This window comes from Anaerotignum lactatifermentans (genome assembly GCF_016902535.1).
Classification (GTDB): Bacteria; Bacillota; Clostridia; order Lachnospirales; family Anaerotignaceae; genus Anaerotignum; species Anaerotignum lactatifermentans_A.
Window position 1 is genome coordinate 47,540 of the sequence record NZ_JACSNY010000011.1, and the last position, 24,620, is coordinate 72,159.

Annotated in this window: 23 protein-coding genes and 1 riboswitch; of the genes, 21 read left to right on the forward strand and 2 right to left on the reverse strand. The window is 50.5% G+C overall.

The features are described from left to right. Positions 1-67: 67 nt before the first annotated feature. Positions 68-328, reverse strand: a complete 261-nt coding sequence (rpsT, locus tag H9X84_RS09330) for a 30S ribosomal protein S20 (RefSeq protein ID WP_205133899.1) — start codon at positions 326-328, stop codon at positions 68-70. 249 nt (positions 329-577) lie between these two features. Between rpsT and gpr the strand changes: the two genes are divergently transcribed. From gpr to ybaK, 5 genes are all read left to right on the forward strand, one after another. Continuing rightward, a complete protein-coding gene (gene gpr / locus H9X84_RS09335) occupies positions 578-1,576 on the forward strand; it encodes a GPR endopeptidase (protein WP_243423682.1) in 999 nt (332 codons plus the stop codon). 196 nt (positions 1,577-1,772) lie between these two features. Then, entirely contained in the window at positions 1,773-2,189 is a 417-nt protein-coding gene (locus H9X84_RS09340; RefSeq protein ID WP_205133897.1) for a DUF6762 family protein, read from the forward strand. Then, positions 2,179-3,468 carry a hypothetical protein gene (locus H9X84_RS09345; RefSeq protein ID WP_205133896.1) on the forward strand — a complete coding sequence of 430 codons (1,290 nt, stop codon included), beginning with the start codon at positions 2,179-2,181 and terminating at the stop codon, positions 3,466-3,468. Before H9X84_RS09340 ends, H9X84_RS09345 begins: the two co-directional genes overlap by 11 nt. Positions 3,469-3,482: 14 nt before the next feature. Continuing rightward, the gene (locus H9X84_RS09350) at positions 3,483-4,412 is read left to right on the forward strand and encodes a DNA-3-methyladenine glycosylase family protein (RefSeq protein ID WP_205133895.1); all 930 of its coding nucleotides are present in this window, start codon (positions 3,483-3,485) and stop codon (positions 4,410-4,412) included. Continuing rightward, on the forward strand, positions 4,345-4,824 hold the full coding sequence (gene ybaK, locus H9X84_RS09355) for a Cys-tRNA(Pro) deacylase (RefSeq protein WP_205133894.1): 480 nt from the start codon (positions 4,345-4,347) through the stop codon (positions 4,822-4,824). The genes H9X84_RS09350 and ybaK overlap by 68 nt, the downstream gene beginning before the upstream one ends. 138 nt (positions 4,825-4,962) lie before the next feature. On the opposite strand, the gene H9X84_RS09360 is transcribed toward ybaK, so the two are convergent. Next, positions 4,963-6,213, reverse strand: a complete 1,251-nt coding sequence (locus H9X84_RS09360; protein WP_205133893.1) for a stalk domain-containing protein — start codon at positions 6,211-6,213, stop codon at positions 4,963-4,965. A 165-nt stretch (positions 6,214-6,378) separates the two neighbouring features. Here H9X84_RS09360 and H9X84_RS09365 point away from each other — a divergent pair, with 165 nt between their 5' ends. The 16 genes from H9X84_RS09365 to H9X84_RS09440 all read left to right on the forward strand — a co-directional run bounded on the left by H9X84_RS09365 (position 6,379) and on the right by H9X84_RS09440 (position 24,293). After that, positions 6,379-6,909, forward strand: a complete 531-nt coding sequence (locus H9X84_RS09365) for a GNAT family N-acetyltransferase (protein WP_205133892.1) — start codon at positions 6,379-6,381, stop codon at positions 6,907-6,909. Between the two features lie 224 nt (positions 6,910-7,133). Then, complete coding sequence (locus tag H9X84_RS09370) at positions 7,134-7,547, forward strand: hypothetical protein (RefSeq protein WP_205133891.1); 414 nt, start codon at positions 7,134-7,136, stop codon at positions 7,545-7,547. 394 nt (positions 7,548-7,941) lie between these two features. Further along, complete coding sequence (locus H9X84_RS09375) at positions 7,942-9,249, forward strand: acetyl-CoA hydrolase/transferase family protein (RefSeq protein WP_205133890.1); 1,308 nt, start codon at positions 7,942-7,944, stop codon at positions 9,247-9,249. Positions 9,250-9,417: 168 nt separating this feature from the next. Further along, positions 9,418-9,858, forward strand: a complete 441-nt coding sequence (locus H9X84_RS09380) for a deoxycytidylate deaminase (protein WP_205133889.1) — start codon at positions 9,418-9,420, stop codon at positions 9,856-9,858. A gap of 150 nt (positions 9,859-10,008) precedes the next feature. Further along, entirely contained in the window at positions 10,009-12,771 is a 2,763-nt protein-coding gene (locus H9X84_RS09385; RefSeq protein ID WP_243423680.1) for an FtsK/SpoIIIE family DNA translocase, read from the forward strand. A gap of 57 nt (positions 12,772-12,828) precedes the next feature. Beyond that, a riboswitch (ZMP/ZTP riboswitch) is annotated at positions 12,829-12,908 on the forward strand. A 76-nt stretch (positions 12,909-12,984) separates the two neighbouring features. After that, positions 12,985-14,655 (forward strand): formate--tetrahydrofolate ligase, encoded by a 1,671-nt coding sequence (locus tag H9X84_RS09390; protein ID WP_205133888.1) that lies wholly within the window; start codon positions 12,985-12,987, stop codon positions 14,653-14,655. 26 nt (positions 14,656-14,681) lie between these two features. Continuing rightward, positions 14,682-15,539 carry a bifunctional methylenetetrahydrofolate dehydrogenase/methenyltetrahydrofolate cyclohydrolase FolD gene (gene folD, locus H9X84_RS09395; RefSeq protein WP_205133887.1) on the forward strand — a complete coding sequence of 286 codons (858 nt, stop codon included), beginning with the start codon at positions 14,682-14,684 and terminating at the stop codon, positions 15,537-15,539. An 81-nt stretch (positions 15,540-15,620) separates the two neighbouring features. Further along, positions 15,621-16,094, forward strand: a complete 474-nt coding sequence (locus H9X84_RS09400; RefSeq protein ID WP_205133886.1) for a hypothetical protein — start codon at positions 15,621-15,623, stop codon at positions 16,092-16,094. 337 nt (positions 16,095-16,431) lie between these two features. Continuing rightward, positions 16,432-17,790: a 30S ribosomal protein S12 methylthiotransferase RimO gene (rimO, locus tag H9X84_RS09405; protein WP_205133885.1), complete on the forward strand. Its 1,359-nt coding sequence runs from the start codon at positions 16,432-16,434 to the stop codon at positions 17,788-17,790. Further along, positions 17,774-18,307, forward strand: a complete 534-nt coding sequence (pgsA, locus tag H9X84_RS09410; RefSeq protein WP_205133960.1) for a CDP-diacylglycerol--glycerol-3-phosphate 3-phosphatidyltransferase — start codon at positions 17,774-17,776, stop codon at positions 18,305-18,307. Before rimO ends, pgsA begins: the two co-directional genes overlap by 17 nt. Before the next feature lie 2 nt (positions 18,308-18,309). Then, on the forward strand, positions 18,310-18,897 hold the full coding sequence (locus tag H9X84_RS09415) for a GNAT family N-acetyltransferase (RefSeq protein ID WP_205133884.1): 588 nt from the start codon (positions 18,310-18,312) through the stop codon (positions 18,895-18,897). Between the two features lie 112 nt (positions 18,898-19,009). After that, a complete protein-coding gene (locus H9X84_RS09420) occupies positions 19,010-20,233 on the forward strand; it encodes a diaminopropionate ammonia-lyase (RefSeq protein ID WP_205133883.1) in 1,224 nt (407 codons plus the stop codon). A gap of 18 nt (positions 20,234-20,251) precedes the next feature. Then, a complete protein-coding gene (locus H9X84_RS09425) occupies positions 20,252-21,493 on the forward strand; it encodes a competence/damage-inducible protein A (RefSeq protein WP_205133882.1) in 1,242 nt (413 codons plus the stop codon). Beyond that, positions 21,483-22,370 carry a DMT family transporter gene (locus H9X84_RS09430; RefSeq protein WP_205133881.1) on the forward strand — a complete coding sequence of 296 codons (888 nt, stop codon included), beginning with the start codon at positions 21,483-21,485 and terminating at the stop codon, positions 22,368-22,370. The genes H9X84_RS09425 and H9X84_RS09430 overlap by 11 nt, the downstream gene beginning before the upstream one ends. Before the next feature lie 42 nt (positions 22,371-22,412). Then, positions 22,413-23,492 carry a recombinase RecA gene (gene recA / locus H9X84_RS09435; protein ID WP_205133880.1) on the forward strand — a complete coding sequence of 360 codons (1,080 nt, stop codon included), beginning with the start codon at positions 22,413-22,415 and terminating at the stop codon, positions 23,490-23,492. A 63-nt stretch (positions 23,493-23,555) separates the two neighbouring features. After that, a complete protein-coding gene (locus H9X84_RS09440; protein ID WP_205133879.1) occupies positions 23,556-24,293 on the forward strand; it encodes an NAD-dependent protein deacylase in 738 nt (245 codons plus the stop codon). The last annotated feature ends 327 nt before the right edge of the window (positions 24,294-24,620 follow it).

Consider the following 24,620-nt stretch of genomic DNA (forward strand, 5'->3'; position numbering starts at 1 on the left):
AAAAAACAAGCCGGATAGAACAGGGAATCCTCCATGTTCCATCCAGCTTCATTCTTCATGCTTAAAATTACAGGCTGTTTACCAGCTTTGTCAGGGAAGATTTCTTTCTTGCCACTGCGTTTTTGTGGTAGATCCCTTTGATATAAGCTCTGTCGATAGCGGAAGCAGCGCCTTTCAGAGCAACGGAAGCAGCTTCCTTGTCGCCAGCGTTTACAGCAACGATTACTTTCTTCATCGCTGTTTTTACCTGAGACTTGATCATTTTATTTCTCAAAGTCTTTTTGTTGATTACTTTAATTCTTTTCTTAGCAGATTTGATATTAGCCAATTTGTTTTCCTCCTAAAAATTTTTTTGTGGTTTCTCTTTTCCGATATTGGGGAATATCGCTTTTCTAAACTACATATTAACCACCTTGAGGACAGGATTCCTCCGACACGGTTGGGCTGGAAACAGACATAATTCCGCCCGTGGTTAATTCAACACCATATATTCTACCTGATGATTCCCAAGAAGTCAATGAATATATTTAAAATCTGCGGAAAAAATAAGGGAAAATACAGGAAGGCGGGATCAGGATTGCATCAAAACGAGGAAAAATTTGCGGCGCGGACGGATTTGGCCATTGAAGCCAGGGAATTGGCCAGGGAAAAAAGCAGAGAGGAAAAAGAACCAGACGGGGTGGAAGTGGAAAATTTGGAGGAGGAAGATTATGTGCTGACCAGAGTGCGCATCCGAAACGAGGCGGGAAGCCGGATCATGGGGAAACCGGTAGGCAGTTACATCACTCTGGAGTCCCAGAGCCTGAAGGAAAATGATATTTTTTCCCATGAGGCCATTACAAAGGCGCTGGCCCGGGAACTGCGGGAACTGGCCGGGCTGGAGGAAGGAGATACGGTGCTGATTGCCGGACTGGGCAACTGGAACATTACGCCGGACGCACTGGGGCCAAAGGTAGTATCCAAGGTGCTGGTGACAAGGCATTTGGGAGAAAGCCTGCCGGAGGAGATTTTGCGGACGGTTCGTCCTGTGGCGGCGGTCAGTCCCGGTGTTATGGGCATTACGGGTATTGAGACCGGCGAGATTATCAAGGGAATTGTGGAAAAGATGCGGCCGAAACTGCTGATTGCTGTGGACGCTTTGGCCGCCAGAAAAACGGGGCGGATCAATGCCGCTATACAGCTTTCCGATACAGGGCTGGCGCCGGGGGCGGGCGTTGGGAACAAGCGCAAGCTGCTTTCTAAGGAGACACTGGGGATTCCGGTCATCGCCATCGGTGTGCCTACGGTGGTGGACGCGGCGACACTGGTCAATGATACCATGGATCGTATGCTGGAGGAAATGAGCCGCCACACGGAGAAAAATACACCCTTTTATGAAATGCTGCGGTCCATGGAAGGAGAGGAAAAATATGAACTGATTACAGAACTGCTGGACCCCTACGCGGAGAACATGTTTGTGACGCCGAAAGAGGTAGACGCCGTCATTGACCGCCTTTCCGGCGTAATTGCCAACGCGGTTAATCTGGCGCTGCATCCCGGGATTACCATGGAAGATTTGCAGCAGTTTCTGGCGTAAAAGAAGATATGGTTTTGTTATAGATGAAAAAAACGAAAAAAACAGGGAACAAATTCCTGTTTTTTTTCGTTAAACAGAAAATAAAAGGTTGATTTTCTTCTGCCTTATGCTGGGAAACAGGCTGGTTTGTTGCAAATACAGGTTTTTTGTAGTATAATTCAGATATTGAAGTCGAAAGCAAGAGAAGGAGAATAGAATGGAAGAAGCTGCAATCGTTGTGATGTTGAAGGATCAGACAACCGGCTTTTTGGATAAGGAGCTGGGATGCTATACTGTCGCGGAAGGCGCGGAAAACGTCTTTCAGGTATATGCGGCTGAGAAGGAAAATGAGATCAGAGTGGTATTGAAGCTGACTTGTGAAAAGGAACTCAGTGACTGGGAGTATGACGCCGTATTTGATTATTACGATATGGAAACACTTGCGGCGCTGGTGGATTCCATAGAGGAAGAAGAAGGCCATTTCAACCCTGTCTGGAAGACGGAGTTTTCTTTTTCTCAGGAGGCGGATCAGATGGAAGAGAAGCTTTCCGCGATCCTGGAGGCCCATAAACGGGAACTGGATTCCGTTTATGAGGTGATCGCAGATAAAAGGGATGATTATTGTGAAGAATAAAAGATTCAGATATGTCTGCCTGCTGGCCAGCGTCTGTCTGTTTCTTACCAGTGGCTGCGGTCTGTTTTCAAGAGAACAGGAAGCAGCTGTGGATGATACCAAACAGGAGGACACGGAGACAGTGCCTATGCCGAATGTGGAAACAGAGGGCGAGCAGTCGGAGGACAAGCTGGAGGAGACGGCGCCCCTGGATGAGGAGGAGCAGGTGATTCTGCCGCAGACGGCGGAGGAGCAGAAGAAGCAGCAGAGCCAGAAGAATCAGACGGGCACCAAGCCTGCGCCTGTAACGGAAACGAAGCCGTTCTGGCAGAGCGAGAACACCATGCAGGTCAATAATTTGAAATCCGTGGCAACGGCGGCGAAAAATAATTATAACGCTTTGGGGGAAAAGCTGGGCTGGATCTCCAAAAATGGGAAATTATACGCTTATTACGCGGGAAGTTACATAACGACGGATACACTGGTAGCCAATGGGTATCTGGAAAAGGGGCTTTCCTCTTCCAGCTATGATATTTTGCTGATCCGCGGCAGTGATCTGGCGGCCTATGAAGGGGCCAGTGTGCCCCAGGAGAATATGGGGCTGACGATATTCGCGGCCATGAAGCAGAGCGACGGGCAGTATCTGATCGCTTCTTCCAGCGGGAAGGCCGGGCTTATCAGCGCTACGGATTACAACAGGCTGTTAAACAGCTACAATCAGAATCATGGCACAATCAGCCGTTTGTCCTCCTCTTCTTCAGAGTATGGGCAGCTGCTGGGATTTATCGGGCTGTATGAAGGGCAGCTGGAGGAATATTTTGTGCGGGAAATCCGCAAAGACGGAAAATACGCTGTGGTGACATTTTCCGGAAAATCCAATACGGCCAATATCAAACAGCATGTTTTGCGCAACGACAACAATTTCTGGGAAGTGGTATATCCCAATGTGCAGAATGAGATCTATCCTGTATACAGCATCAATCGTGTGCTGCCGGATTTTGACCCCAAGCTGCTGACGGATTATAACGTAGCTTCCTGGAAGGCCTACATGTCTTCCAACCAAACAGGGGCAGTCAATGCCATGTTTACCAATAACTATATTAAGGATAACAGTCAGATCTATTATCAGTGCGGAACCAGCAGCTATGTATATTTCGTACTGCAAAACGGAGCCAGATATGTGGCTTACCGGGAGTACGATCTGTGGAGAGTAATCCATGTGGCCAGCGACTATGAGGCGAAAAACTTTATCGCCGAAAGAACCGGACAGGATTATGGGTTTATCATATTGGACGATTAAGGACGGGAAAACGGATGAAGGAAGCGAACAGGTTCCTTTGTCCCGGTTTTTCACTGGCGCAGACCATAGAAAGCGGCCAGTGCTTCCGTTGGAAAAAATGGGAAGAAGGAAGGTATACTGTCCTTTCCGGCGCGCGGCAGGTCACACTGGCGCAGGCGGGGGACAGTATTCTTTTTTTGGACGAGGTTTCCGAAGGGGAAGCGGCCTACTGGCGGAATTATTTTGACTGGGACAGGGATTACGAACAAATCAAAAAAGAATTGTCGGCAAAGGATCAGGTTATGGCTATGACCATCCCCGCCGGTAGCGGCATCCATATCCTGCGGCAGGAGTTTTTCGAGACGCTGATGGGATTTATCATTTCCCAGAATAACCATATCCCACGGATCAAAGGGATCATGGAGCGTATCTGTCAAAGCTGCGGCGAAGAAATCGGGGCGGGAGTCTATTCCTTTCCGACACCGGAGCAGCTTGCGACGGTTACAGAAGAGGAGTTTCGGTGGCTGGGCGCGGGTTTTCGTGCCAGATATCTTGTGGACGCTGTGGGAAAAGTAGTTTCCGGTCAGATACGGGAGGAAGATTTGCGGCAGATGGAAACGGCGGAAGCGAAAGCGGCGCTGATGACCATTTGCGGCGTCGGGGAAAAGGTGGCGGACTGTGTGCTTCTGTTTGGACTGGGCCGCTGGGAGGTTTTTCCCACGGATGTATGGATTCGGCGGATGATGGAACAGCTGTATTTCCGGGGGAAGGAAGCGAGTCTGAAGGAAATACAGAAAAAGGCGGAGAAGAAATTCGGGGCGTACCGTGGGCTGGCCCAGCAATATCTGTTCTATTACGGAAGAGAGGGGCAGGGCCACGGCGGAAGGAGGAAAGCAGATGACAAAGACAAACGCCATGCGGCAGCTGGAAGCGGCGGGAATTGCCTACCGGACAGCGGAATATGAATATGATGAGAACAATCTTTCCGGGCTTCACGCGGCGGAACAGATCGGCATCCCGGCGGAGCAGGTCTTTAAGACTTTGGTTACCAGAGGGGATAAGACAGGGATTCTGGTATTCTGTATCCCGGTGGATATGGAGCTGGATCTGAAAAAAGCGGCGGCGGTTTCCGGCAATAAAAAGCTGGAAATGACCCATGTGAAGGAACTTCTGGCTTTGACGGGCTATATCCGGGGCGGCTGTTCTCCCATTGGCATGAAGAAAAAATATCCGACCTATGTGGACGAAACGGCGATTTTGTTTGACGAGATTGCCGTCAGCGCGGGGATGCGGGGCGAGCAGATTATACTCTCGCCGGAGGATCTGATTGCTTTTGTAGAGGCAAAAGAGGCGGACGTAACAAAGGAAATGGCATAAAAACGGATTTGATAAACTAGAAAAGCTGAACGCTTTGCGGTGCAAAGTGTTCAGCTTTCTTTTGTTTGTTAATGAAGATGTCTGAAACGCCGGGGATATTTTCAATGGCTCATGCAAAAGTTCCGGCATTTTATATATTCAGAATAAGCGCACCGCCTGGCTCATGCCCCGGCTGACGCCATTCTCCATGGTCTCGATCCGGCAGTAAAGGGGCTCGGAAGAGGCGTACGTCATGGAAAAAGCATAGGGGAATCCCCAGAGCCAGCGGTCTCCGCCTTTGGTGGGGTTGCTCATTTTAGTAAAAGGACCATCCGCGGAAGAGGAAAGATATACCCGATAATCGTCAGCGCCGAATACTGGCTCCCAGCTGACCTGGACGGTGGTCCCGCTGGTGGTGATCCTTACATTCCTGGGGGCGGAGGGGGTATAGACATAGTTTTTCATCTCCGAAATGGGCAGGGACATGTTTCTGGGAACCGCCAGAACCTTTTGGGCGGGAATGGCGAAATAAAGATCCTCGCTCATGGAGCTGCAAAGACCCAGCCATTTCCCCTGGGCATTGAACACGCCGCCGCCGCTGCTGCCGAAATTCAAAGGGGCGGTAAAGGAAAGGATATCCTGATTGTAATGGGACAATGTGCCGCTGGTCTGGATATTACGGTTTCCCTGGGGAGAGGAAACGGTGACAACGCTTTGACCCTCTGCTAAGGCTGTGGTTATTTTTACGGGAGAAAGCCCTGTTTTCTCAATTTGCAAAAGGGCGATATCCGCCTGGGGGTCCAGTCCCACAACGGTGGTCTTTCCCTGATATACAGTACCGTCATCAAATATGATTTGCAGCATGGAGGTTCCTTCGATGACATGATAATTGGTGGCAATGAGACCGTCAGACGAAAGAATCACACCGCTGCCGCTGAATTGGCTGCCCTGGAGCATGACCACGGAATCCGAAATGCTGTAAGGTGTTTCCGTATCCCGCAGAATCTCTACGGTGGCGGTATCGCCTTTCCAGAATACGGCGGCGCCACTGTATTCCGATACGAAGCGCAGCGGAACGAAGGCGAGGTTTTCTATGATACGGACGGGGACATCCAATACGACCGGCTGATCGTTCACGGTGGCGTAAGAGGAGTTAACCTTCATATATAACTGAGTGTTCCCTTTTTTGGCGGTGAGGCTTTTTTCGGCATCGTTCCAAAGAACTGTGTAGCCCAGAGGCTCCATCAGATCCCGCATAGGCAGAAGGACTCTGTCGTTTTCCAGAATGGGGGCCATTCGGCAGGGCAGGGCCTTGCCGTCCAGAGAGACCTGAATCTCTTTGGCGCAGACCGGGGAAATGAAAAACAGCAGCAGTAGGCAGAGCATAAGATATTTTAGAAATCTTGCCATAGGCGTCCTCCTTTCGGGCGGGATTGTTCTCTGCGGTCTGAGACGCAGAGGACTTTCTGTGCGTTATTATATCATATTCTATGGACGGGAGGTATCCCCTTCTTTTTGGGGAGAATTTGCCTTTGAGGAAAAGGTGTGTTATGCTCAGAGACGGGAGGTGAGAAAATGTTTGAGAGAATTACCGCAAAGGAAGATTTTGCAAGGGTCTATCCAATAATGGCGGCATCCTTCCCGGAGACGGAACTGCGGGATGAAGCGGGACAAAGGGCGCTTTTGGAGCGGGAAGGCTATCGGCTTTACGGCATAAAAGAGGCGGATGACGGGTATTTTGCCGTCATCGCCGCATGGGAACTGGCGGAAGATTTCGTTTATCTGGAGCATTTCGCGGTGGCAGAGGGAAAACGCAACGGCGGCATCGGCGGCCGCCTGCTGGAGGAATTCCTGGCCTGGTATGGAAAAAAAGCGGTGCTGGAGGTAGAGGTGCCGGAGGATGTGCTGACCAAAAGACGGGTAGGATTTTACGAAAGACATGGGTTTTATTATAATGAATATCCCTATTTGCAGCCGCCCATGCGTCCCGGACAGGGTATGCTGCCGCTGCGGCTCATGACCAGACCTGCGCCCATCCAAGAGGAAGAATATCAGCGGTATCGGCGGCTGATCTATAGACAGGTATACCGCTACTTCGGGGAATAGGTGAAACAGAATACTATACAAAGTGTATTAAAAGAAAGACGTTTTGACAGAGGAGAGTTGTAAAAATTCACCAAATGTAGAGAAAATAAAAAAATCGGCAGGAAAAAAAGAGGGATTTCTGTTCTTTTAGAGAATACTACAAGCATAAAGCGAATGGCTTTACTGCAAATAATCTTACAATTCACGAAAAGGAATATCACCGACAAATGAAGGGGGAGATTGCGATGGTTCAGATTCTTGCAGGCGAAAAAGGTGAAGGTAAAACAAAGAAATTGATCGACATGGCAAATGAGGCAGGTAAGGCTGCAAATGGCTGTGTGGTTTTCGTAGACGATGACAACAGCCGTATGTATGATCTGCATTACAGTGTTCGTTTTGTAGATACACCAAAATTTATTATGGAAGATCCTCAGGTATTCAGAGGATTCGTCTGTGGTATCCTTTCTCAGAATAGCGACATTGAAAAGATCTATGTAGATGGTTTGAACCATATCGTAGACCGGATCAGTGATCAGGACTTTGTAGCTTTCGTAGAAGAACTGGAAAAGACATCCAAAGAAGCGGAAATGGATCTGATTATGATTATCAGCCGCAGAACAGACTTGCTTCCCGCGGAAGTACAGAAATATCTGATCTAACAATCAAACAAAAAAGAAAGGCCGTTTTTCCAAATGGGAAGGACGGCTTTTTTTATTGTGGCAAAATGTTGTATGAGAAGAGGGAAAAAGAAGTGGGATTTCTTGTCAAACAAATTCTGGCGGAGCGGCCAAACAGCGAGGCCTTCTTTTTTTGCCCAAAAGTCATAAGGACGGAGAAAACCTTTATTTTTCAGGAAAAAACAGGAAGAGAGAAAAAAGAGGTATGGGCAAGAGGGACATTGTATATTATCAGAAACATGACTGTATTCGCTTTACTTTATAGGAATACTTGTGTTAAAATAAACCTAAAGATAGTATATTGTATGCAAAATAGACAAAGAAAGTTGGCAAATTGCTGTAATAATCTAGAAAAGACAAGAAAGGTGAGGAAAAAATGAACAAATTTCAGCAGATGTATCTGGAAAAAAGGAAAACACCGGCAGAAGTTGCCCTTTATGTAAAGTCTGGCGATGTATGCGCTTGTCCGACCGGACTGGAAGAGCCCACAGCCATTTGTGAGGCAGTGGCCGACAGAGCTATGCGCGGGGAATTGACCGGCGTAGTGCATCACGCAACCCTTTCCGTAAAAGGCGGCCCCTTTATGAAACCGGAATTAAAAGGAAAGTATGAATATATTTCCTGGTTCACCGGCGGCCCCGGCAGAAAAGGCATCCAGGAAGGGATTCATACCTATATCCCTTGTAATTACAGCGATATTCCCGGCTACTGGACCAATGTACAGCCCAGACTGGATGTATTTTACGCGGAAGTTTCTCCTATGGATAAACACGGCTATTTCAGCTGCCCTATGGCAGGCGCGGAAGTCGTTGCCATGAGAGACAAAGCAGCCATTATCCTGCTGGATGTCAACGATCAGATGCCCCGTGTTATGGGCGACTGCCTGATTCATATTTCTCAGGTAACAGCACTCTGCGAATCTTCCAGACCTCTGCTGGTACTGAATAACCCTCCTCTGTCCGATGACGATAAGAAAATCGGCCAGATGATCGCGGACGAGGTAGTAGACGGCGCTACACTGCAGCTGGGCATCGGCGGTATCCCCAATGCCGTAGGTGTACTGCTGAAAGATAAGAAGGATCTGGGCCTGCATACAGAAATGTTTACAGACAGTATGGTAGACCTGATTGAATGCGGCGCTGTAACCAATATGAAAAAACCGATTCATGTGGGCAAGACCATTGCCACACTGGCATGGGGCTCCAAGAAAATGTATGATTACATGGACGATAACCCGGCTTTTGAGATGCATCCTGTCAGCTACACAAATAACCCTTATGTCATCGCGCAGCATGACAATTTTGTATCCGTAAACTCCTGTATTGAAGTAGACCTCTTCGGTCAGGTATGCTCCGAAAGCATCGGCACAAAGCATTACAGCGGTTCCGGCGGCCAGCTGGACTATGTAAGAGGCGCCAATATGTCCAAGGGCGGCAAGGGCTTTATCGCGATGCTTTCCACCACAAAGGGCGGCACCATTTCCAAGATCAAACCCGTTCTGACGCCCGGTTCTATCGTAACCACACCCAAGAACGAAGTGGACTTCCTGGTAACAGAAAACGGCATCGTTCGTCTGAAGGGCCAGACTGCCAGCGCGAGAGCGAAAATGATTATCTCTCTGGCAGCTCCTCAGTTCAGAGAAGAACTGGAATACGAAGCAAAGAAAATGAACCTGATCGTTTGATTTGGAAAATATGAGCAGATGAAAATAGCTGGAATCCCCGCGGAGCGGGGGTTCCGGCTATTCTGTTTTTGTGGGCAGAAGGAATGGGGTTTGACAATAAAATAGGGATATGCTATTTTGGGGATAGGAATTTTACTGGAGGAGCGGAAACGGAAGGGAGAGAGTGCTGTGAGAGCCAGCTGGGACGAATATTTTATGGAGATCGCGGAAATTGTGAAAACACGGTCGACCTGTCTGCGCAGACAGGTGGGGGCGGTCATTGTAAAGGATAACCGCATTATTACGACGGGATATAACGGCGCACCATCGGGCCTGCGCCACTGTCTGGAAATCGGCTGCGAACGTCAGCGGCTGGGGGTGCCCTCGGGGGAACGGCATGAACTTTGCCGTGCCCTTCACGCGGAGCAGAACGCCATCATTCAGGCGGCGAAGCTGGGGATATCCACAGAAGGCGCTACCATTTACATTACATTACAGCCCTGCGTCATCTGCGCCAAAATGCTCATCAACGCGGGAATTAAGAAGATCGTACATAAGGGGGAATACCCTGACGAGCTGTCCAGAAAGATGCTGGATGAGGCGGGGATCGAAATACAGGTAATGGAATAAAAAAAGAAGCGGCGGAGCGGAGCCAGAAGGGCATCCTCTGCCGTTTTTTGCGGGGACAGGATTTGAAAAATAGATGAAAATATGGTATACTTATACATTAGTGATTTGAGAGAAAAGTTTGCAGACAGACTTAGGACGAGGTGATAGATTTTGGCGGAGCAAGGCAAGAAAACCACCAAAAAAACAACAGCGAAATCACCGGCGGTGAAAAAGACCACAGCCGGGACGAAAAAAACAACGGGCAAGAGCCAGCATACGGCGAAAAAGACGGCCACAAAGCAAACGACCCATTTAGAGGCATCCTCCCATCGTTTCGGGGACAGTATCCTGGATGAAGTGATTTTGATTCTTGTGATACTGATTTCCGTGGTGCTGTTCATTAGTATGGTGACAGATAAAATGGGAATTATCGGCGATCTGTTCGGCGGATTTTTTAAAGGGATCTTAGGCGTCAGCGGCGTGCTTCTGCCAGTGCTGGCTGTGGTGTACTGCGTCTGGATGCTGGTTTCGGAAGAACGAAGATGGCCGGTGGTGCGATTTCTGGGCGGACTGCTGTTTCTGCTGAGTGTGGCAGGGGCGGCCCATCTGATCCATCCGGTGGATGTTTCGGCGGAGGCCGGGTTCTTTGGCAAATGCGCGGCATATTTTGCAGGGGGCAGTGTAAGCAACGGCGGTCTGGCAGGCGGTGTCTTCGGCGGCGGCCTGTTCGCCCTTTTAGATACGCTGGGCAGTGTGCTGGTGCTGATGGCCCTGATCTTGATTTCCCTGATTTTGATGACAGGACGGTCCTTTTTTGGGGCCATGGGCTCTCTGGCAGACCATCATAAGACGAGACGGCAGATCAAAAACGAGAAGATCAAAAATAAGGCTGACCGTATCCGCCAGATAGAAAAAATAGAGGCGGAACGGGAAGAAAAACGGGCCGAAAGCCGGAAAAAACATGGGATGTCCAAAGAGGATTTTAATATTGAGCTGGATAAAAACGAAAAGCCGGAAACAATGCCGCGGGTAGAGGAGACGGTGTTCCGGAAGAAGAAACCGGAAATCAGTGTGAAGAAACGGGAACCGATTTACGATTTTGTAAAGGAATCGGAAAAGCCGGTTTCACCTGTGGAAGAGACGCCTGCGGAGGATTTGTTCCAGGAGGGCCTTCGTGTGGTGCCCACACCGGAAAAGAAAGAGGAACCGGATGTATATGAACATATTTTTGGCCAGACGGAGGAGCCAGCGGCAGCTACGGCGCCTGCGGCTGAATTTGTGCCGGAACCTGAGGATGAGGAGGAAATCCCTGTGGTAATGGCGGCGCCTGCCTTTGAGATTGAACCTGTGGCGGAAGCGGAAGAGACGCCTCTGTCTGTGGAAACGGCAGAGCCAGAGACGAAAGAGGAAGAAACGGCAGAGGAAAAGGATACAGAAGAAACGCAGGAAGAAATTCCTGCTGTGGCGGATGTGCCGGAAGAGAAACCCTATGTCTTCCCGCCTCTGGATCTGCTGGGAAAGGACCCCGGCACCGGCGGCGCCGGAGGTAAGGCGGAAATGCTGGAAAACGCGAAAAAACTGGAAAATACACTGCGCAGCTTTGGCGTAGAGGCAAAGGTAATCCAGATCAGCAAGGGGCCTACGGTTACAAGATATGAGCTTTCTCCCAGTCAGGGGGTCAAGGTCAGCAAGATTGTGAATCTGGCGGACGATATCGCTCTGAATCTGGCGGCCAGCGGCATCCGTATCGAAGCGCCCATCCCCGGCAAGGCGGCGGTGGGCATCGAGGTGCCCAATAAGGAAACTCAGTCCGTATATCTGCGGACGGTGCTGGAAAGCGATGCCTTCAAAAACCATCCTTCCAAGCTGGCGTTTGCTCTGGGTGAGGACATTACGGGGAACCCTGTGGTAACGGATATTGCCAAAATGCCCCATCTGCTCATTGCCGGGGCAACGGGCAGCGGCAAGAGCGTCTGCATCAATACGCTGATTACCAGTATTTTGTATAAGGCGGACCCCAAGGAGGTAAAGCTGCTTTTGGTAGACCCGAAGGTGGTAGAACTGAGCGTATACAATGGCATTCCCCATTTGCTGATTCCTGTGGTGACAGACCCCAAAAAGGCTTCTGCCGCCCTGAACTGGGCTGTTCGGGAAATGCTCCAGAGATATAACGATTTCGCGGCCTGTGGCGTTCGTGACATCAAGGGCTTCAATGCCATGAAGGAAGAAAAGGGCGAGACGGAAGGCAAAATGAGTCAGATTGTCATTATCATTGACGAGTTGGCGGACCTGATGATGGCGGCGCCGGGCGAGGTGGAGGACGCCATCTGCCGTCTGGCCCAGATGGCCAGAGCGGCGGGGATGCATCTGATTATCGCCACACAGCGGCCCTCCGTGGATGTCATCACTGGCGTTATCAAAGCCAATATTCCTTCTCGGCTGGCCTTTGCCGTATCCAGCGGCATCGACTCCCGTACCATTCTGGATATGGTGGGGGCGGAAAAACTGCTGGGCAAGGGCGATATGCTCTTCTATCCTTCGGGACAGGCTAAGCCCGCCCGGATGCAGGGGGCTTTCGTCACAGATAAGGAAGTGGAGAGCATTGTGGACTTCCTGCGCAAGAGCAGCCGTCCCGGCTACACTCAGGAAATGGTGGAGCAGATCACGGCGGTGCAGAAAACGGCGGAAGGCTCTGACGAGGAGCTGGACGAGTTCTATGAGCAGGCGGTGGAGCTGATTATTGAGAAAGAAAAGGCCTCTGTTTCTATGCTCCAGCGGCAGTTCCGCATTGGCTACAACCGTGCCGCAAGGCTCATGGATGAGCTGGAAAAGCGGGGGATGGTAGGACCGGAGGACGGCAGCAAGCCCAGAAAGGTTCTCATTACCAGAGCCCAGTGGGACGAATTGCGGGGCGTGGGAGAAAATGAGGAATAAACGGGATTTTTGGAAGGTTTTTCATTGACAAACCCGCAGGGATATAGTACCATTTGAATAGAGTCATATGACTGACGGAAGTGGAGCAAACCACATGGAGTATGACGTGAACGATGCCGACCGTCTGGGCGATTCCCGCTTGGACTGTCGGCTTTTTTTATCATTGGCAGCAAGACGCGGAATAGGAATGGAATCGAGAGAGGAGTTTTTGAAATGAAAACAGATTTGCAGATCGCGCAGGAATGTACCATGGAACCCATTACCGCCATTGCCGCAAAGGCAGGCATCCCCGAGGAATATGTGGAATGCTACGGAAAGTATAAAGCAAAAATCAACGACAAATATTACGATCAGATCAAGGATAACCCCAACGCGAAGCTGATTCTGGTGACCGCGGTAAATCCTACCCCCGCCGGGGAAGGCAAGACCACTGTTACCATCGGTCTGACACAGGCATTGCAGAAAATGGGGAAAAACGCCCTGACCTGTCTGAGAGAGCCCTCTCTTGGCCCCTGCATGGGCGTAAAGGGCGGCGCGGCCGGCGGCGGCTATGCGCAGGTAGTGCCTATGGAGGATATCAACCTGCATTTTACCGGTGACCTGCACGCCATTACCACAGCAAACAATCTGCTGGCGTCTATGGTGGACAACCATATCCAGCAGGGAAATGAACTGAATATCGACCCCAGAAAGGTAACATGGAAAAGAGTTGTGGACCTGAATGACAGACAGCTGCGTCATGTAATCTCCGGTCTGGGCGGCAAGGTGAACGGGGTACCCAGAGAAGACAGCTTCCAGATCACCGTGGCATCTGAGATCATGGCCATCTTCTGCCTGGCCAACGACCTGCACAACCTGAAGGAAATGCTGGGCAAGATCATCGTAGGCTATACTTATGACGACAAGCCGGTAACAGCAAAGGATGTCGGCGCGGACGGCGCTATGACCGTATTGCTGAAGGATGCGCTCCAGCCTAACCTGGTACAGACTCTGGAGCATACACCTGCTATCATCCATGGCGGTCCCTTCGCTAATATCGCCCATGGCTGCAACAGTGTGCGGGCGACAAAATTCGCTCTGAAAATGGCGGACTACGTTGTAACAGAGGCAGGGTTCGGCGCTGACCTGGGCGCGGAAAAATTCTTTGATATCAAGTGCAGAAAAGCAGGCATCAAACCGGACGCTGTTGTACTGGTTGCAACTGTTCGTGCCCTGAAATATAACGGCGGCGTGCCGAAGGCAGAACTGAGCAATGAAAATCTGGACGCTTTGGCAAAGGGCTTTGTGAACCTGGAAAAACATATCGAAAATATCCAGAAATACGGTGTGCCTGTGGTGGTAACACTGAACCATTTTGTAGCCGATACGGACGCGGAAGTGGCTTATGTGAAGGAACGCTGCGAGAAAATGGGCGCTACCTTCGCTGTGGCAAAGGTTTGGGCTGACGGCGGCGAAGGCGGCAAGGCACTGGCGGAAAAGGTTCTGGAAACACTGGAAACAAAGGAAAATAATTTCCATGTATTGTACGAAGACAGCTTGACAATCGAGGAAAAAATCAATAAAGTATGTAAAGAGATCTACGGGGCTGGTCATGTGAACTTCTCCGCGCCCGCGAAGAAGACACTGGCGCAGATTGACGAGCTGGGATTTTCCCACTTCCCCGTATGTATCGCCAAAACACAGTATTCCCTGTCCGACGATCCCAAGGTATTGGGCCGTCCCGAGGGGTTTGAAGTTACAGTAAAAGAGATCCGTATTTCCGCAGGCGCGGGCTTTATCGTAGCCCTGCTGGGCGATGTTATGACCATGCCCGGTCTGCCCAAGAAACCGGCGGCATTGAACATCGACATTGACGCTGACGGAAATATCGTAGGATTGTTCTAAAAACACGATAAAGGAGAATCAAGCGCATGAAGGCACATCGCATCGACGGAAAGGCCATTTCCGACCAGATCAAGGAAGAAGCTGCCTTGGAAGCGCAGGAACTGCAGCGGCAGGGGATCACCCCCTGCCTTGCTGTGGTTTTGGTGGGCAACGACCCGGCTTCCATGGTATATGTCAATAACAAAAAGAAGGCCTGCGAAAAGGTGGGTATCCAGTCCCGTTCCTACGAACTGCCGGAGGATACGGAAGAAGAAGCTCTTTTGAAGCTGGTGGAGGAGCTGAACATGGATAAAAGCGTCCATGGCGTATTGGTACAGCTGCCGCTGCCGCCGCAGATCAATGAGGAAAAGGTGATTCTTGCCATTGACCATAAAAAAGATGTGGATTGCTTTCATCCGCTGAATGTGGGACTGCTGCAGACAGGGCAGAAGGGCTTTGTACCCTGTACGCCCGCCGGAGTGCTGGAGCTGATCGAGCGCAGCGGCTATACCATTGAAGGAAAGCAGTGTGTTGTCATTGGGCGGAGCCATAACGTAGGCAAGCCCATCGCCATGCTGCTGCTGCAGAAAAACGGCACAGTTACCATCTGCCATTCCAGAACCAGAGATCTGAAGGAGATCTGCAAAGACGCGGATATTATTGTCAGCGCCGTAGGCAAGCTTCATACGGTAACGAAGGATATGGTAAAAGACGGGGCTGTGGTCATTGACGTAGGCATGAACCGCAACGAAAACGGGAAGCTCTGCGGCGACGTGGACTTTGACGAGGTATGTGAGGTTGCGGGGGCAGTTTCCCCTGTGCCCGGCGGCGTGGGCCTGATGACGGTTGCCATGCTTATGAAAAACTGCATTACGGCAGCAAAGCTGCAGAATGGACTGATGTAAACGAGAGAATATCATTGACGTAGAAAAACGTGGATGATATTCTTTTTTTATGGAAAAAACAGTTGTGCGGAGGTGTCGAAGTTGAAAAAAAGAAGCTGGTTTCTGTACTTTTTGCTGTTGACGATAGGAGCGGCGTTTCTGGCCGGGTGCGGTTCTGAACGAGAAGAGAAGGCGGAGGAGGCGGTTTCTGACGCTCATTTGATCTATGAGGAGACGATATCACCCAACGAGGCTGACGGGGTGCCGGAAGAAGATCTGGTATATGATACGGTGAAGATATACCAGCGGGAAGATCATCAAATTATCCTGTATACGGAATCCAACAGCGCCTTCTTTGAGCCGATGCAATATGAACTGGCCTATGATAAGGAAATCACCGAGGCGGATATAGAGGTACAATGGACAACGATCATGGGAAATCCGGAGCCTTCCGAAGGGGATCAGCTGGCCATTGCGCTGGTGTCCATCATGGAGGAGGGGGAAGTATACGGCCATTGGAAAATCAGCTTTGTGAACCAGGGCATAGAGTGGATAGAAGAGGCCGTACAGAAATGAACTGCCGAAAGAGCAGGCGGAGGAATGGAAAAATATATAATTTCAGCGGAAAACATAGATTTTTTGCGGAAAATATAGTATACTCATTGGATAGAGAAAGGAAGCGGAGCAGAGTTTAGGGGCATCTTCATAAGAAAACAAAGAAAGCTGAAAACCTTATCATGCAGAGGGTTCCGGCTTTCTTATTTTTGCTAAGATTGTATTTTGTATGTTTTCTTCTGAAGACAGCCATCGCAATTCCTCTTAAGAAAATAAAGAAAAAGAAAAAATGTTTTCTTAAGAGGAAGTTGCTGTTGTTCCGCTTCCTTTATGAATAGAGTTTGCGAGGAGGAAACCAATGAAGGCAACGGTAGCATTCACCTCTTTGGGGTGTGATAAAAACAGAGTGGACAGCGAAGTGATGCTGGGGATTTTGCGAGACCGGGGCTATGAGGCCGTGGCGGACGAAGCGCAGGCGGATCTGATCGTAGTCAATACCTGCTGTTTTATCCGGGACGCTTTGGAGGAAAGCATTGAGACCATTTTGGAAATGGCGAAATATAAAGAAGAAGGAAACTGCAAAGGTCTGATTGTCACAGGATGTCTGGGGCAGCGCTATGAGGCGGAATTTTTCCAGGAACTGCCGGAGGTGGACGCGGTGCTGGGCACAGCGGCTTATGAGGAAATTGCTGACGCGGCGGACCGTATCCTGGAAGGAGAAAAGGGCTTTAAACTGCTGGAGGATATTGACAAGCCCATGCGGGATGAAAACGGCAAAGGTCGAATCCTTTCCACAGCGCCTTATTTCGCTTATCTGAAAATTTCCGAAGGCTGCGACAACCATTGTACGTACTGTGTTATTCCTAAAATGCGGGGACGCCACAGAAGCCGTACCATGGAAAGTCTGGTGGAGGAAACACAGGCATTGGCAAGGCAGGGTGTTAAGGAACTGGTCATCGTGGCGCAGGATACCTCTATTTATGGCAGAGACCTGTATGGCGAGCCGAAGCTTCATGAACTGCTGGAAAAACTGGCGGCGGTGGAGGGCATCCAGTGGATTCGTCTTTTGTACTGCTATCCGGAGACACTGACCCAGGAGACCATTGATGTAATGGCAAAGAATGAGAAAATCTGTCATTATATCGACATGCCCATTCAGCATGGATGTGACAGCGTTTTGAAGCGTATGGGCAGAAAGAGCAGTCAGGAACTGATTCGCCAGACCGTGAAAAAACTGCGTGCGGCGATGCCGGATATTGCCATCCGCACGACTCTGATCGTGGGCTTCCCCGGAGAGACGGAAGAGGAATTTGCGCAGCTTCAGGAATTTGTGAAGGAAATGCGCTTTGACCGGCTGGGAGTATTCTGCTATTCCCAGGAGGAAGGCACCCCCGCGGCGAAAATGGAAGGGCAGATCGACGAGGAAGTAAAAGAAGAACGCCAGAAGATCATTATGGACATCCAGAAACAGATTGCCGCTTCTCTTTGCGAAAAGGAAGTGGGCAAGGTAGTGGAAGTGCTGGCGGAAGGAAAACTGCCGGAGGAAAACGTCTACTGCGGACGTACCCGCAGGGACGCGCCGGATATCGACGGCATGGTATTTTTCAAGGCGGAGGAAGAAGTATACTCCGGGGACTTTGTTTCAGTGGAGATCAAAGAGGCCGGGGACTATGATTTGATGGGAGATGTGGTTTATGCAGATGAATTTACCCAATAAGCTGACGACTATGCGGGTGATTTTGATTCCCGTATTTCTGCTGGTGCTGTTTTTGATGGATAGTCCCATGAACCGTTATATTGCCACTGCTATTTTTATTGTGGCGTCTGTAACGGATTTTCTGGATGGACATATTGCCAGAAAATACAATCTGGTAAGCAATTTTGGGAAGTTTATGGACCCGCTGGCGGATAAACTGCTGGTCATGTCCGCTCTGGTTTCCATGGTCGCCATGGAGGATCTGCCGGCATGGGTGGTTATCATCATTCTGGCAAGAGAATTTGCCATCACCGGGTTCCGTACCCTGGCCATGGAGGCCAATATCGTCATGGCGGCCAGCTGGTGGGGAAAGATCAAGACCACTACACAGATGATTATGATTATTCTGGTGCTGCTGCATCTGCCCTTTGACTTTATGCCTGTGGTGGAGACGATTCTGGTTGGTCTGGCAGTATTCTTTACCATTGTGTCCGGTGTGGATTATATTGTGAAGAATAAACAGGTGCTGAAAGGATAACTATGGGAAAAATGCGAATGGCCACGGTGGCCGATACAAAAGAGATTTTGGAAATTTACAGCCAATACATCCGAAATACCACAGTGACCTTTGAGTATGTGGTGCCGTCGGAAGCGGATTTCGCGGGGCGGATTCGGGAGATACTGGAAAAATACCCTTATCTGGTCTATGAGGAACAGGGAAAGATCACAGGCTATGCCTATGCCCATCAGTTTATGGTGCGGGCGGCCTCCCAGTGGGGGGCGGAATTATCCGTTTATCTGGCGCCTCAGGCACAAAAAAGGGGGCTGGGCAAGGCGTTTTATAGGGCTTTGGAGGAACTGCTGTTTTTGCAGAATGTAGAAAAACTCTATGGCTGCATTGAAGCTTCCAACGAAGCCAGCAGACGGCTCCATGAGGTGATGGGCTATGAGAAAACGGCGTTGTTTCCCAGATGTGCCTATAAAAAAGGACAATGGCTGTCCCTGCTGTGGCTGGAAAAGACACTGATCGAGCGGGCGGAGCCGCTGCCTTTAAAGACCATTTGGCAGGTGCCGGAAGAAAAGCGGAAGGAAATACTGGAAGTTTACACACAGTGTGTGCGTTCCTGAACAGGGCCGGAGACCTCAAGGCGGAGGTTTCCGGTCTTTTGCATTTCAAATTGCTTTTTCTAATGGTTTTCGGTACAATGAAACGAGAAAATCTTTCCAGAGGAGGCGGAATATGGAACGGAAGATCACATGGACGAAAAACGGCATCGGTGTAATAGAAAAGGAAAAAACGGTAGGTGCGGTGCCGCCGGATTTTCTGGCGGAGGACGTGGTGGAGTGTATAGCCGCTTTTCACGCCTCTGTGCCGGGATATGAGGCAACCCCTTTGGCGGAGCTGCCGGAGCTGGCAAAAAAGCTGGGCGTGGGCCGGATCTTTGTCAAAGATGAATCGAAACGGTTTGGACTGAATGCCTTTAAAGGGCTGGGCGGCATTTATGCTGTATCCAAGGTCATTTGCGAGAAACTGGGGGTTCCTCTGACATCTTTTGAAGAAATCTGCACAGAGGAAAACAAGGAAAAGATCAAGGACATGGTCTTTATTACGGCCACAGACGGCAACCATGGCAAGGGGGTGGCCTGGGCGGCGAGAAAATTTGGCTGCAAAGCCTATGTTTATATGCCCAAAGGCACAGTGGAATGTCGGGCGGAGGCCATCCGGGAGATCGGCGCCGAGGAAGTGCTGGTGACGGACTGCTTCTACGACGATACAGTGCGTATGGCGGACGAGAGAGCCAGAAAAAACGGCTGGACCATGGTGCAGGATACGGCATGGGAAGGATATATGGATATTCCCACTTATATTGTGCAGGGATATTCCACTTTGGCGAAGGAGGCGGCACAGCAGTTGGAGGAAGCAGGTGTATCCGCCCCGGATGTGCTGTTTTTGCAGGCGGGAGTCGGCGCCTTTGCCGGAGGCGTGCTGGGGTATTTCGCCAATCATTATGGAGAAAAACTGCCAAAGACCGTGATCGCGGAGCCGGATACGGTGGCCTGCATTTTTGAGTCCGCCAGAGTCAATGATGGGAACCCGCACCCTTCCACAGGCAGCTGTGAAACGGTGATGGCGGGGCTGAACTGTGCTGAGCCCTGTCTGGTGACTTATCCAACCCTGCGGGATTTTCCTGCGGCTTACGCGGCCTGTCCGGATTTTGTGACAGAGCAGGGGATGGCGGCGCTGGGCCTGCCTCAGGGCAGTGATCCAGTGGTTGTATCGGGAGAATCCGGCGCTGTGGGCGTGGGCTTGCTTTGGGAAATCATGACAAATGCGGAGCTGGCGGAACTGCGGGCGCATCTGGGCTTGAAGGAGGATGCGGTGGTTCTTTGCATCAGTACGGAAGGAAACACGGACCCGGACCATTACAAAGAAGTGATGGAGACATATAAAAACAGGAGTTAACACAGGAGGCGTATTTCATTGAAAGCGGAAATTATCGCGGTAGGAACAGAGATCCTTTTGGGGGATATTTTGAATACAAACGCCCAGTATTTGTCCAAGGAACTGGCACAGCTGGGGATTGAGGTCTATTTTCAGACCGTGGTAGGGGATAACCCCAAGCGGCTGAAGGATACGATTTTCCAGGCCTTTTCCCGGGCAGACCTGATTATTACCACCGGCGGGCTGGGGCCTACGGAGGACGATCTGACCAAGGAGACGGCGGCGGAATATTTCGGGGAAGAACTGGTGCTGGACGAGAGAGCTTTGAAACGGATCGAAAAATATTTCAAGCGCACCGGCAGAGTCATGACGGAGAACAACCGGAAGCAGGCCATGGTGCCTAAGGAACACGGCGTTGTGCTTTACAATGACAACGGTACCGCGCCGGGCATCATTATGGAGAAAAACGGCAAGATTATCGCCATGCTGCCGGGACCGCCCAGAGAAACGGTACCTATGTTTGAAAATCAGGTAAAGCCGTATCTTCTGGCGAAGCAGGAATATACCTTTGTTTCGGAGATTTTGCGGGTGGCCAGTGTTGGGGAAAGCGCCATGGAAACGTTGGTAAAGGACATCATTGACGCCCAGACCAACCCTACCATCGCGCCCTACGCGAAATATGGGGAATCCATCCTGCGGATCACGGCGAAGGCCAAAACGGAGGAAGAGGCCCATGGGCTCATTGCTCCTGTAAAGGCGGCTTTGAAGGAAAGACTGGGGAATGCGGTCTACGCTGAGGGAGAAACCAATATGCAGACGGTAGTGGCGGAGCTGCTGCTGGCACAGAAAAAGACCATTGCCGTAGCGGAATCCTGCACCGGCGGTCTGGTGACCTCCGCTTTGGTAGAGTATCCCGGTATCTCCGAGGTATTGCTGGAGGGCTGTGTGACCTATTCCAATGAGGCCAAAATGCGCCGGCTGGGCGTAAAGGTGGAAACGCTGGAGAAATACGGCGCTGTCAGCCATGAAACGGCGGCGGAAATGGCGGAAGGCGCTGCGAAAAACAGCGGCGCGGATATCGGCGTTGCCACTACGGGCATTGCCGGCCCCAGCGGCGGGACAGAGGAGAAACCGGTGGGACTGGTTTATATTGGCCTTTTTGTGAACGGACAGGTCAAAACTGTGGAATATCATTATACAGGAAAGCGGAACCAGATCCGGGAGCGGGCGGCCATGTACGCGCTGGATTTGCTGCGGAAGGAACTGCAGCATGAAGCATAAGGGAGACTGGATGCTGCTGCTGGCGGCGGCCATTGGCGGCGGCGGATTCATCAGTGTGAAATATCTTCTGGACTGGGGGTATTCCACCTATCATATTATGTTCGGCCGGTTTTTGGTGGCGACGGTCTGTCTGGGTCTTTTTTACTGGAAGCAGGTGCCCAAAATTACGAAAGAGGAAGGAAAGGCAGGCAGTTTTTTAGGTGTGCTGCTGGCGGCCACCTTCCTGCTGCTGACGCTGGGATTACAGTATACCACCCCCTCCGTCAATGCTTTTTTATGCAATACCCAGGCGGTAGTGGTGCCGCTGATCTGCTGGGTAGCCTTTCGGCAGAAACCTACACCGGCGGTGGTGCTGGCGGCACTGCTGACAGTGGTGGGTGTGGCTTTGCTGTCTGTGACTGATGGTCTGCGGCTGGATCTGGGGGCGGTACTGTCCTTTGGGGCGTCCATCGCCTTTTCTTTACAGATGGCCTTTATGGGAAAGATGCTGGCGAAATGTGATTCTGTGCGGATCGCACTGGTGGAAAACGCCACTGTAACGGTGATCTCATTTCTGATTGTGCTGTTTCTGGGCGGAACGATCCCGCCTTTATCCATAGGCGCAGTGGGGAATTTCCTGTATGCCGGCGTGTTCTGCACAGGCATATACTTTGTTTTGCAGTCTTTGGGCCAGCGATATACTTCTGCCAATAAGACGGCCCTTATCATTACAACAGAGTCTATTTTTGCCGCCATTCTTTCGGCGGCGCTTTACGGCGAGCGGCTGACTTTGCGGGGATATGTGGGCTGCGTGATTATCTTCGGCGCAGTGCTTTTGGCAGAGGCGCCTTTGGGCAGAAAGAAAAAACCTGTTGACAGGACAGAGGAGATACATTAAAATAAGAACATAAGTTCGATTTTTTGGAAAGGTGGTTGCACAATGGCAGCGGGAAAAACAGCGAAGGAAGATAATAAATTTGAAGATAGACAAAAGGCTTTGGATGCGGCGCTGAGCCAGATCGAGAAACAGTTCGGCAAGGGCGCGGTTATGAAGCTGGGCGATGACAGCGCCAAAATGAATGTAGAGGTAACTCCTACCGGGTCTTTGAGCCTGGATATCGCTTTGGGTGTAGGCGGCGTGCCAAAAGGCAGAATCATCGAGGTGTATGGTCCGGAATCTTCCGGTAAAACCACGGTAGCTCTGCATATGGTAGCGGAGGTGCAGAAAAGCGGCGGCATCGCTGGCTATATCGACGCGGAACACGCCATGGACCCGACCTATGCCAAGGCATTGGGGGTAGACATTGATAATCTGTATATTTCCCAGCCTGATGACGGGGAACAGGCGCTGGAGATTGCGGAGACTATGGTTCGCAGCGGTGCCATTGATATTGTCATTGTGGACTCTGTGGCGGCACTGGTGCCTCGGGCGGAGATCGAAGGGGAAATGGGGGATTCCCATATGGGCCTTCAGGCCAGACTTATGAGTCAGGCGCTGCGGAAACTGACGGGTATTACCAATAAGTCCAACTGTACAGTGGTATTTATTAACCAGCTGCGGGAAAAGATCGGTGTGACCTTTGGCAATCCGGAAACCACTACCGGCGGCCGTGCTTTGAAGTTCTATGCTTCTATCCGTATTGATATTCGGAAGATTGACGTTTTGAAGCAGGGTACAGAGCTGGTTGGTAACCGTGTAAAGGTGAAGATCGCCAAGAACAAGGTAGCGCCTCCTTTTAAAACGGCGGAATTTGATATTGTCTATGGCAAAGGCATTTCTAAAGAAGGCGATATTCTGGATCTGGCGGCGGATGTGGATATTGTCAATAAGAGCGGCGCATGGTATGCTTATGGTGAGACCAGGATCGGACAGGGCAGAGAAAATGCCAAGACCTTCCTGAAGGAGCATCCCGAAATGTGCAGAGAAATTGAAAATAAGGTGCGGGCACACTACGACCTGCCTGTTTTGGGAGAGATCCCGGCGGCGGTAGAAGAGCCGGTGAACCTGGAACTGGAATAAAAAAAGGAAAGCACGTTTCGCGGCAGGCGGAGCGTGCTTTTTTGTGGGAAAGGAGCGAATTCCATGAATGAAAAAAGAATGCAGCTGAAACAATGGATCGAGGAATGTGACAATATTGTCTTTTTCGGCGGCGCGGGAGTGTCTACGGAAAGCGGTATCCCGGATTTCCGCAGCGAAAACGGTATTTTTTCCGCCATCAGCGAATATGGCTATCGCCCGGAGATTATTTTGAGCCATTCCTTCTTTGTGGCTCATCCGGAGATTTTTTTCCAATATTATAAGAAGAACTTGCTCTATCCCGACGCAAAGCCCAATGACTGTCATAAGGCATTGGCCAAGCTGGAGGAAATGGGGAAACTGAAAGCGGTGGTGACCCAGAATATTGACGACCTGCACCAGAAGGCAGGCAGCAAAAAGGTGCTGGAACTCCATGGGACGCTGTACCGGAATTACTGCCTGAAATGCGGGAAACAATTTGATTTGGAATACGTGACGAAGGATGAGGGCGTTACACGGTGTGACGCCTGCGGCGGTGTGGTGCGCCCGGATGTGGTGCTGTATGAGGAAGGGCTGAATCAGGATACCATGGAGGAGGCGCTGGAAAAGATTTCTCAGGCGCAGATGCTGATTGTGGGAGGCACCAGCTTGAATGTATATCCGGCGGCGGGACTGCTGCAGTATTTCCGTGGGAAGTATCTGGTGCTCATCAATAAATCGGCTACATCGCTGGATAAAAAGGCGGATCTGGTGATCGCGGAAAATATTGGCGAAGTCTTCCGGGAAGTGGTTCTGGAAGGATAAAGGGGCGTTCAAAAAAGTTTTTGAAAAAAACAGAAAAAAGTGTTGACAAGTACAGTTCTATTTGATAGAATAAATCCTGCGCTGTGAGATGCGCTCTGAACATTGAAAATAGAATAGTGAATGAAAACTTACAACCCATAGTCAATTCAACGGCAGATGATTCTGCTGATAAATGACAAGAGTTTGCCGGTTTCGAAAAAACCGGAGGGTAGCCAGACTAACTGGCTAGGAACAACTCGAGCGAGCGAGTCGGAAGGCTTTATGCGCAGTTTTCTTCGAAAACCGCTTATAAAATTTCCGACCGACGATGCCGTTTGTAAATTTTAA

What these genes read in the sequence shown, in the direction of transcription:
- H9X84_RS09340 (WP_205133897.1), top strand. Translation starts at nt 1,773, where the DNA reads ATGGAAGAAGCTGCAATCGTTGTGATGTTGAAGGATCAGACAACCGGC.
- H9X84_RS09430 (WP_205133881.1), top strand. Translation starts at nt 21,483, where the DNA reads ATGAAGCATAAGGGAGACTGGATGCTGCTGCTGGCGGCGGCCATTGGC.
- H9X84_RS09390 (WP_205133888.1), top strand. Translation starts at nt 12,985, where the DNA reads ATGAAAACAGATTTGCAGATCGCGCAGGAATGTACCATGGAACCCATT.
- H9X84_RS09375 (WP_205133890.1), top strand. Translation starts at nt 7,942, where the DNA reads ATGAACAAATTTCAGCAGATGTATCTGGAAAAAAGGAAAACACCGGCA.
- H9X84_RS09360 (WP_205133893.1), bottom strand. Translation starts at nt 6,213, where the DNA reads ATGGCAAGATTTCTAAAATATCTTATGCTCTGCCTACTGCTGCTGTTT.
- folD (WP_205133887.1), top strand. Translation starts at nt 14,682, where the DNA reads ATGAAGGCACATCGCATCGACGGAAAGGCCATTTCCGACCAGATCAAG.
- rimO (WP_205133885.1), top strand. Translation starts at nt 16,432, where the DNA reads ATGAAGGCAACGGTAGCATTCACCTCTTTGGGGTGTGATAAAAACAGA.
- H9X84_RS09370 (WP_205133891.1), top strand. Translation starts at nt 7,134, where the DNA reads ATGGTTCAGATTCTTGCAGGCGAAAAAGGTGAAGGTAAAACAAAGAAA.
- pgsA (WP_205133960.1), top strand. Translation starts at nt 17,774, where the DNA reads ATGAATTTACCCAATAAGCTGACGACTATGCGGGTGATTTTGATTCCC.
- H9X84_RS09415 (WP_205133884.1), top strand. Translation starts at nt 18,310, where the DNA reads ATGGGAAAAATGCGAATGGCCACGGTGGCCGATACAAAAGAGATTTTG.
- H9X84_RS09365 (WP_205133892.1), top strand. Translation starts at nt 6,379, where the DNA reads ATGTTTGAGAGAATTACCGCAAAGGAAGATTTTGCAAGGGTCTATCCA.
- recA (WP_205133880.1), top strand. Translation starts at nt 22,413, where the DNA reads ATGGCAGCGGGAAAAACAGCGAAGGAAGATAATAAATTTGAAGATAGA.
- H9X84_RS09350 (WP_205133895.1), top strand. Translation starts at nt 3,483, where the DNA reads ATGAAGGAAGCGAACAGGTTCCTTTGTCCCGGTTTTTCACTGGCGCAG.
- H9X84_RS09420 (WP_205133883.1), top strand. Translation starts at nt 19,010, where the DNA reads ATGGAACGGAAGATCACATGGACGAAAAACGGCATCGGTGTAATAGAA.
- H9X84_RS09440 (WP_205133879.1), top strand. Translation starts at nt 23,556, where the DNA reads ATGAATGAAAAAAGAATGCAGCTGAAACAATGGATCGAGGAATGTGAC.
- ybaK (WP_205133894.1), top strand. Translation starts at nt 4,345, where the DNA reads ATGACAAAGACAAACGCCATGCGGCAGCTGGAAGCGGCGGGAATTGCC.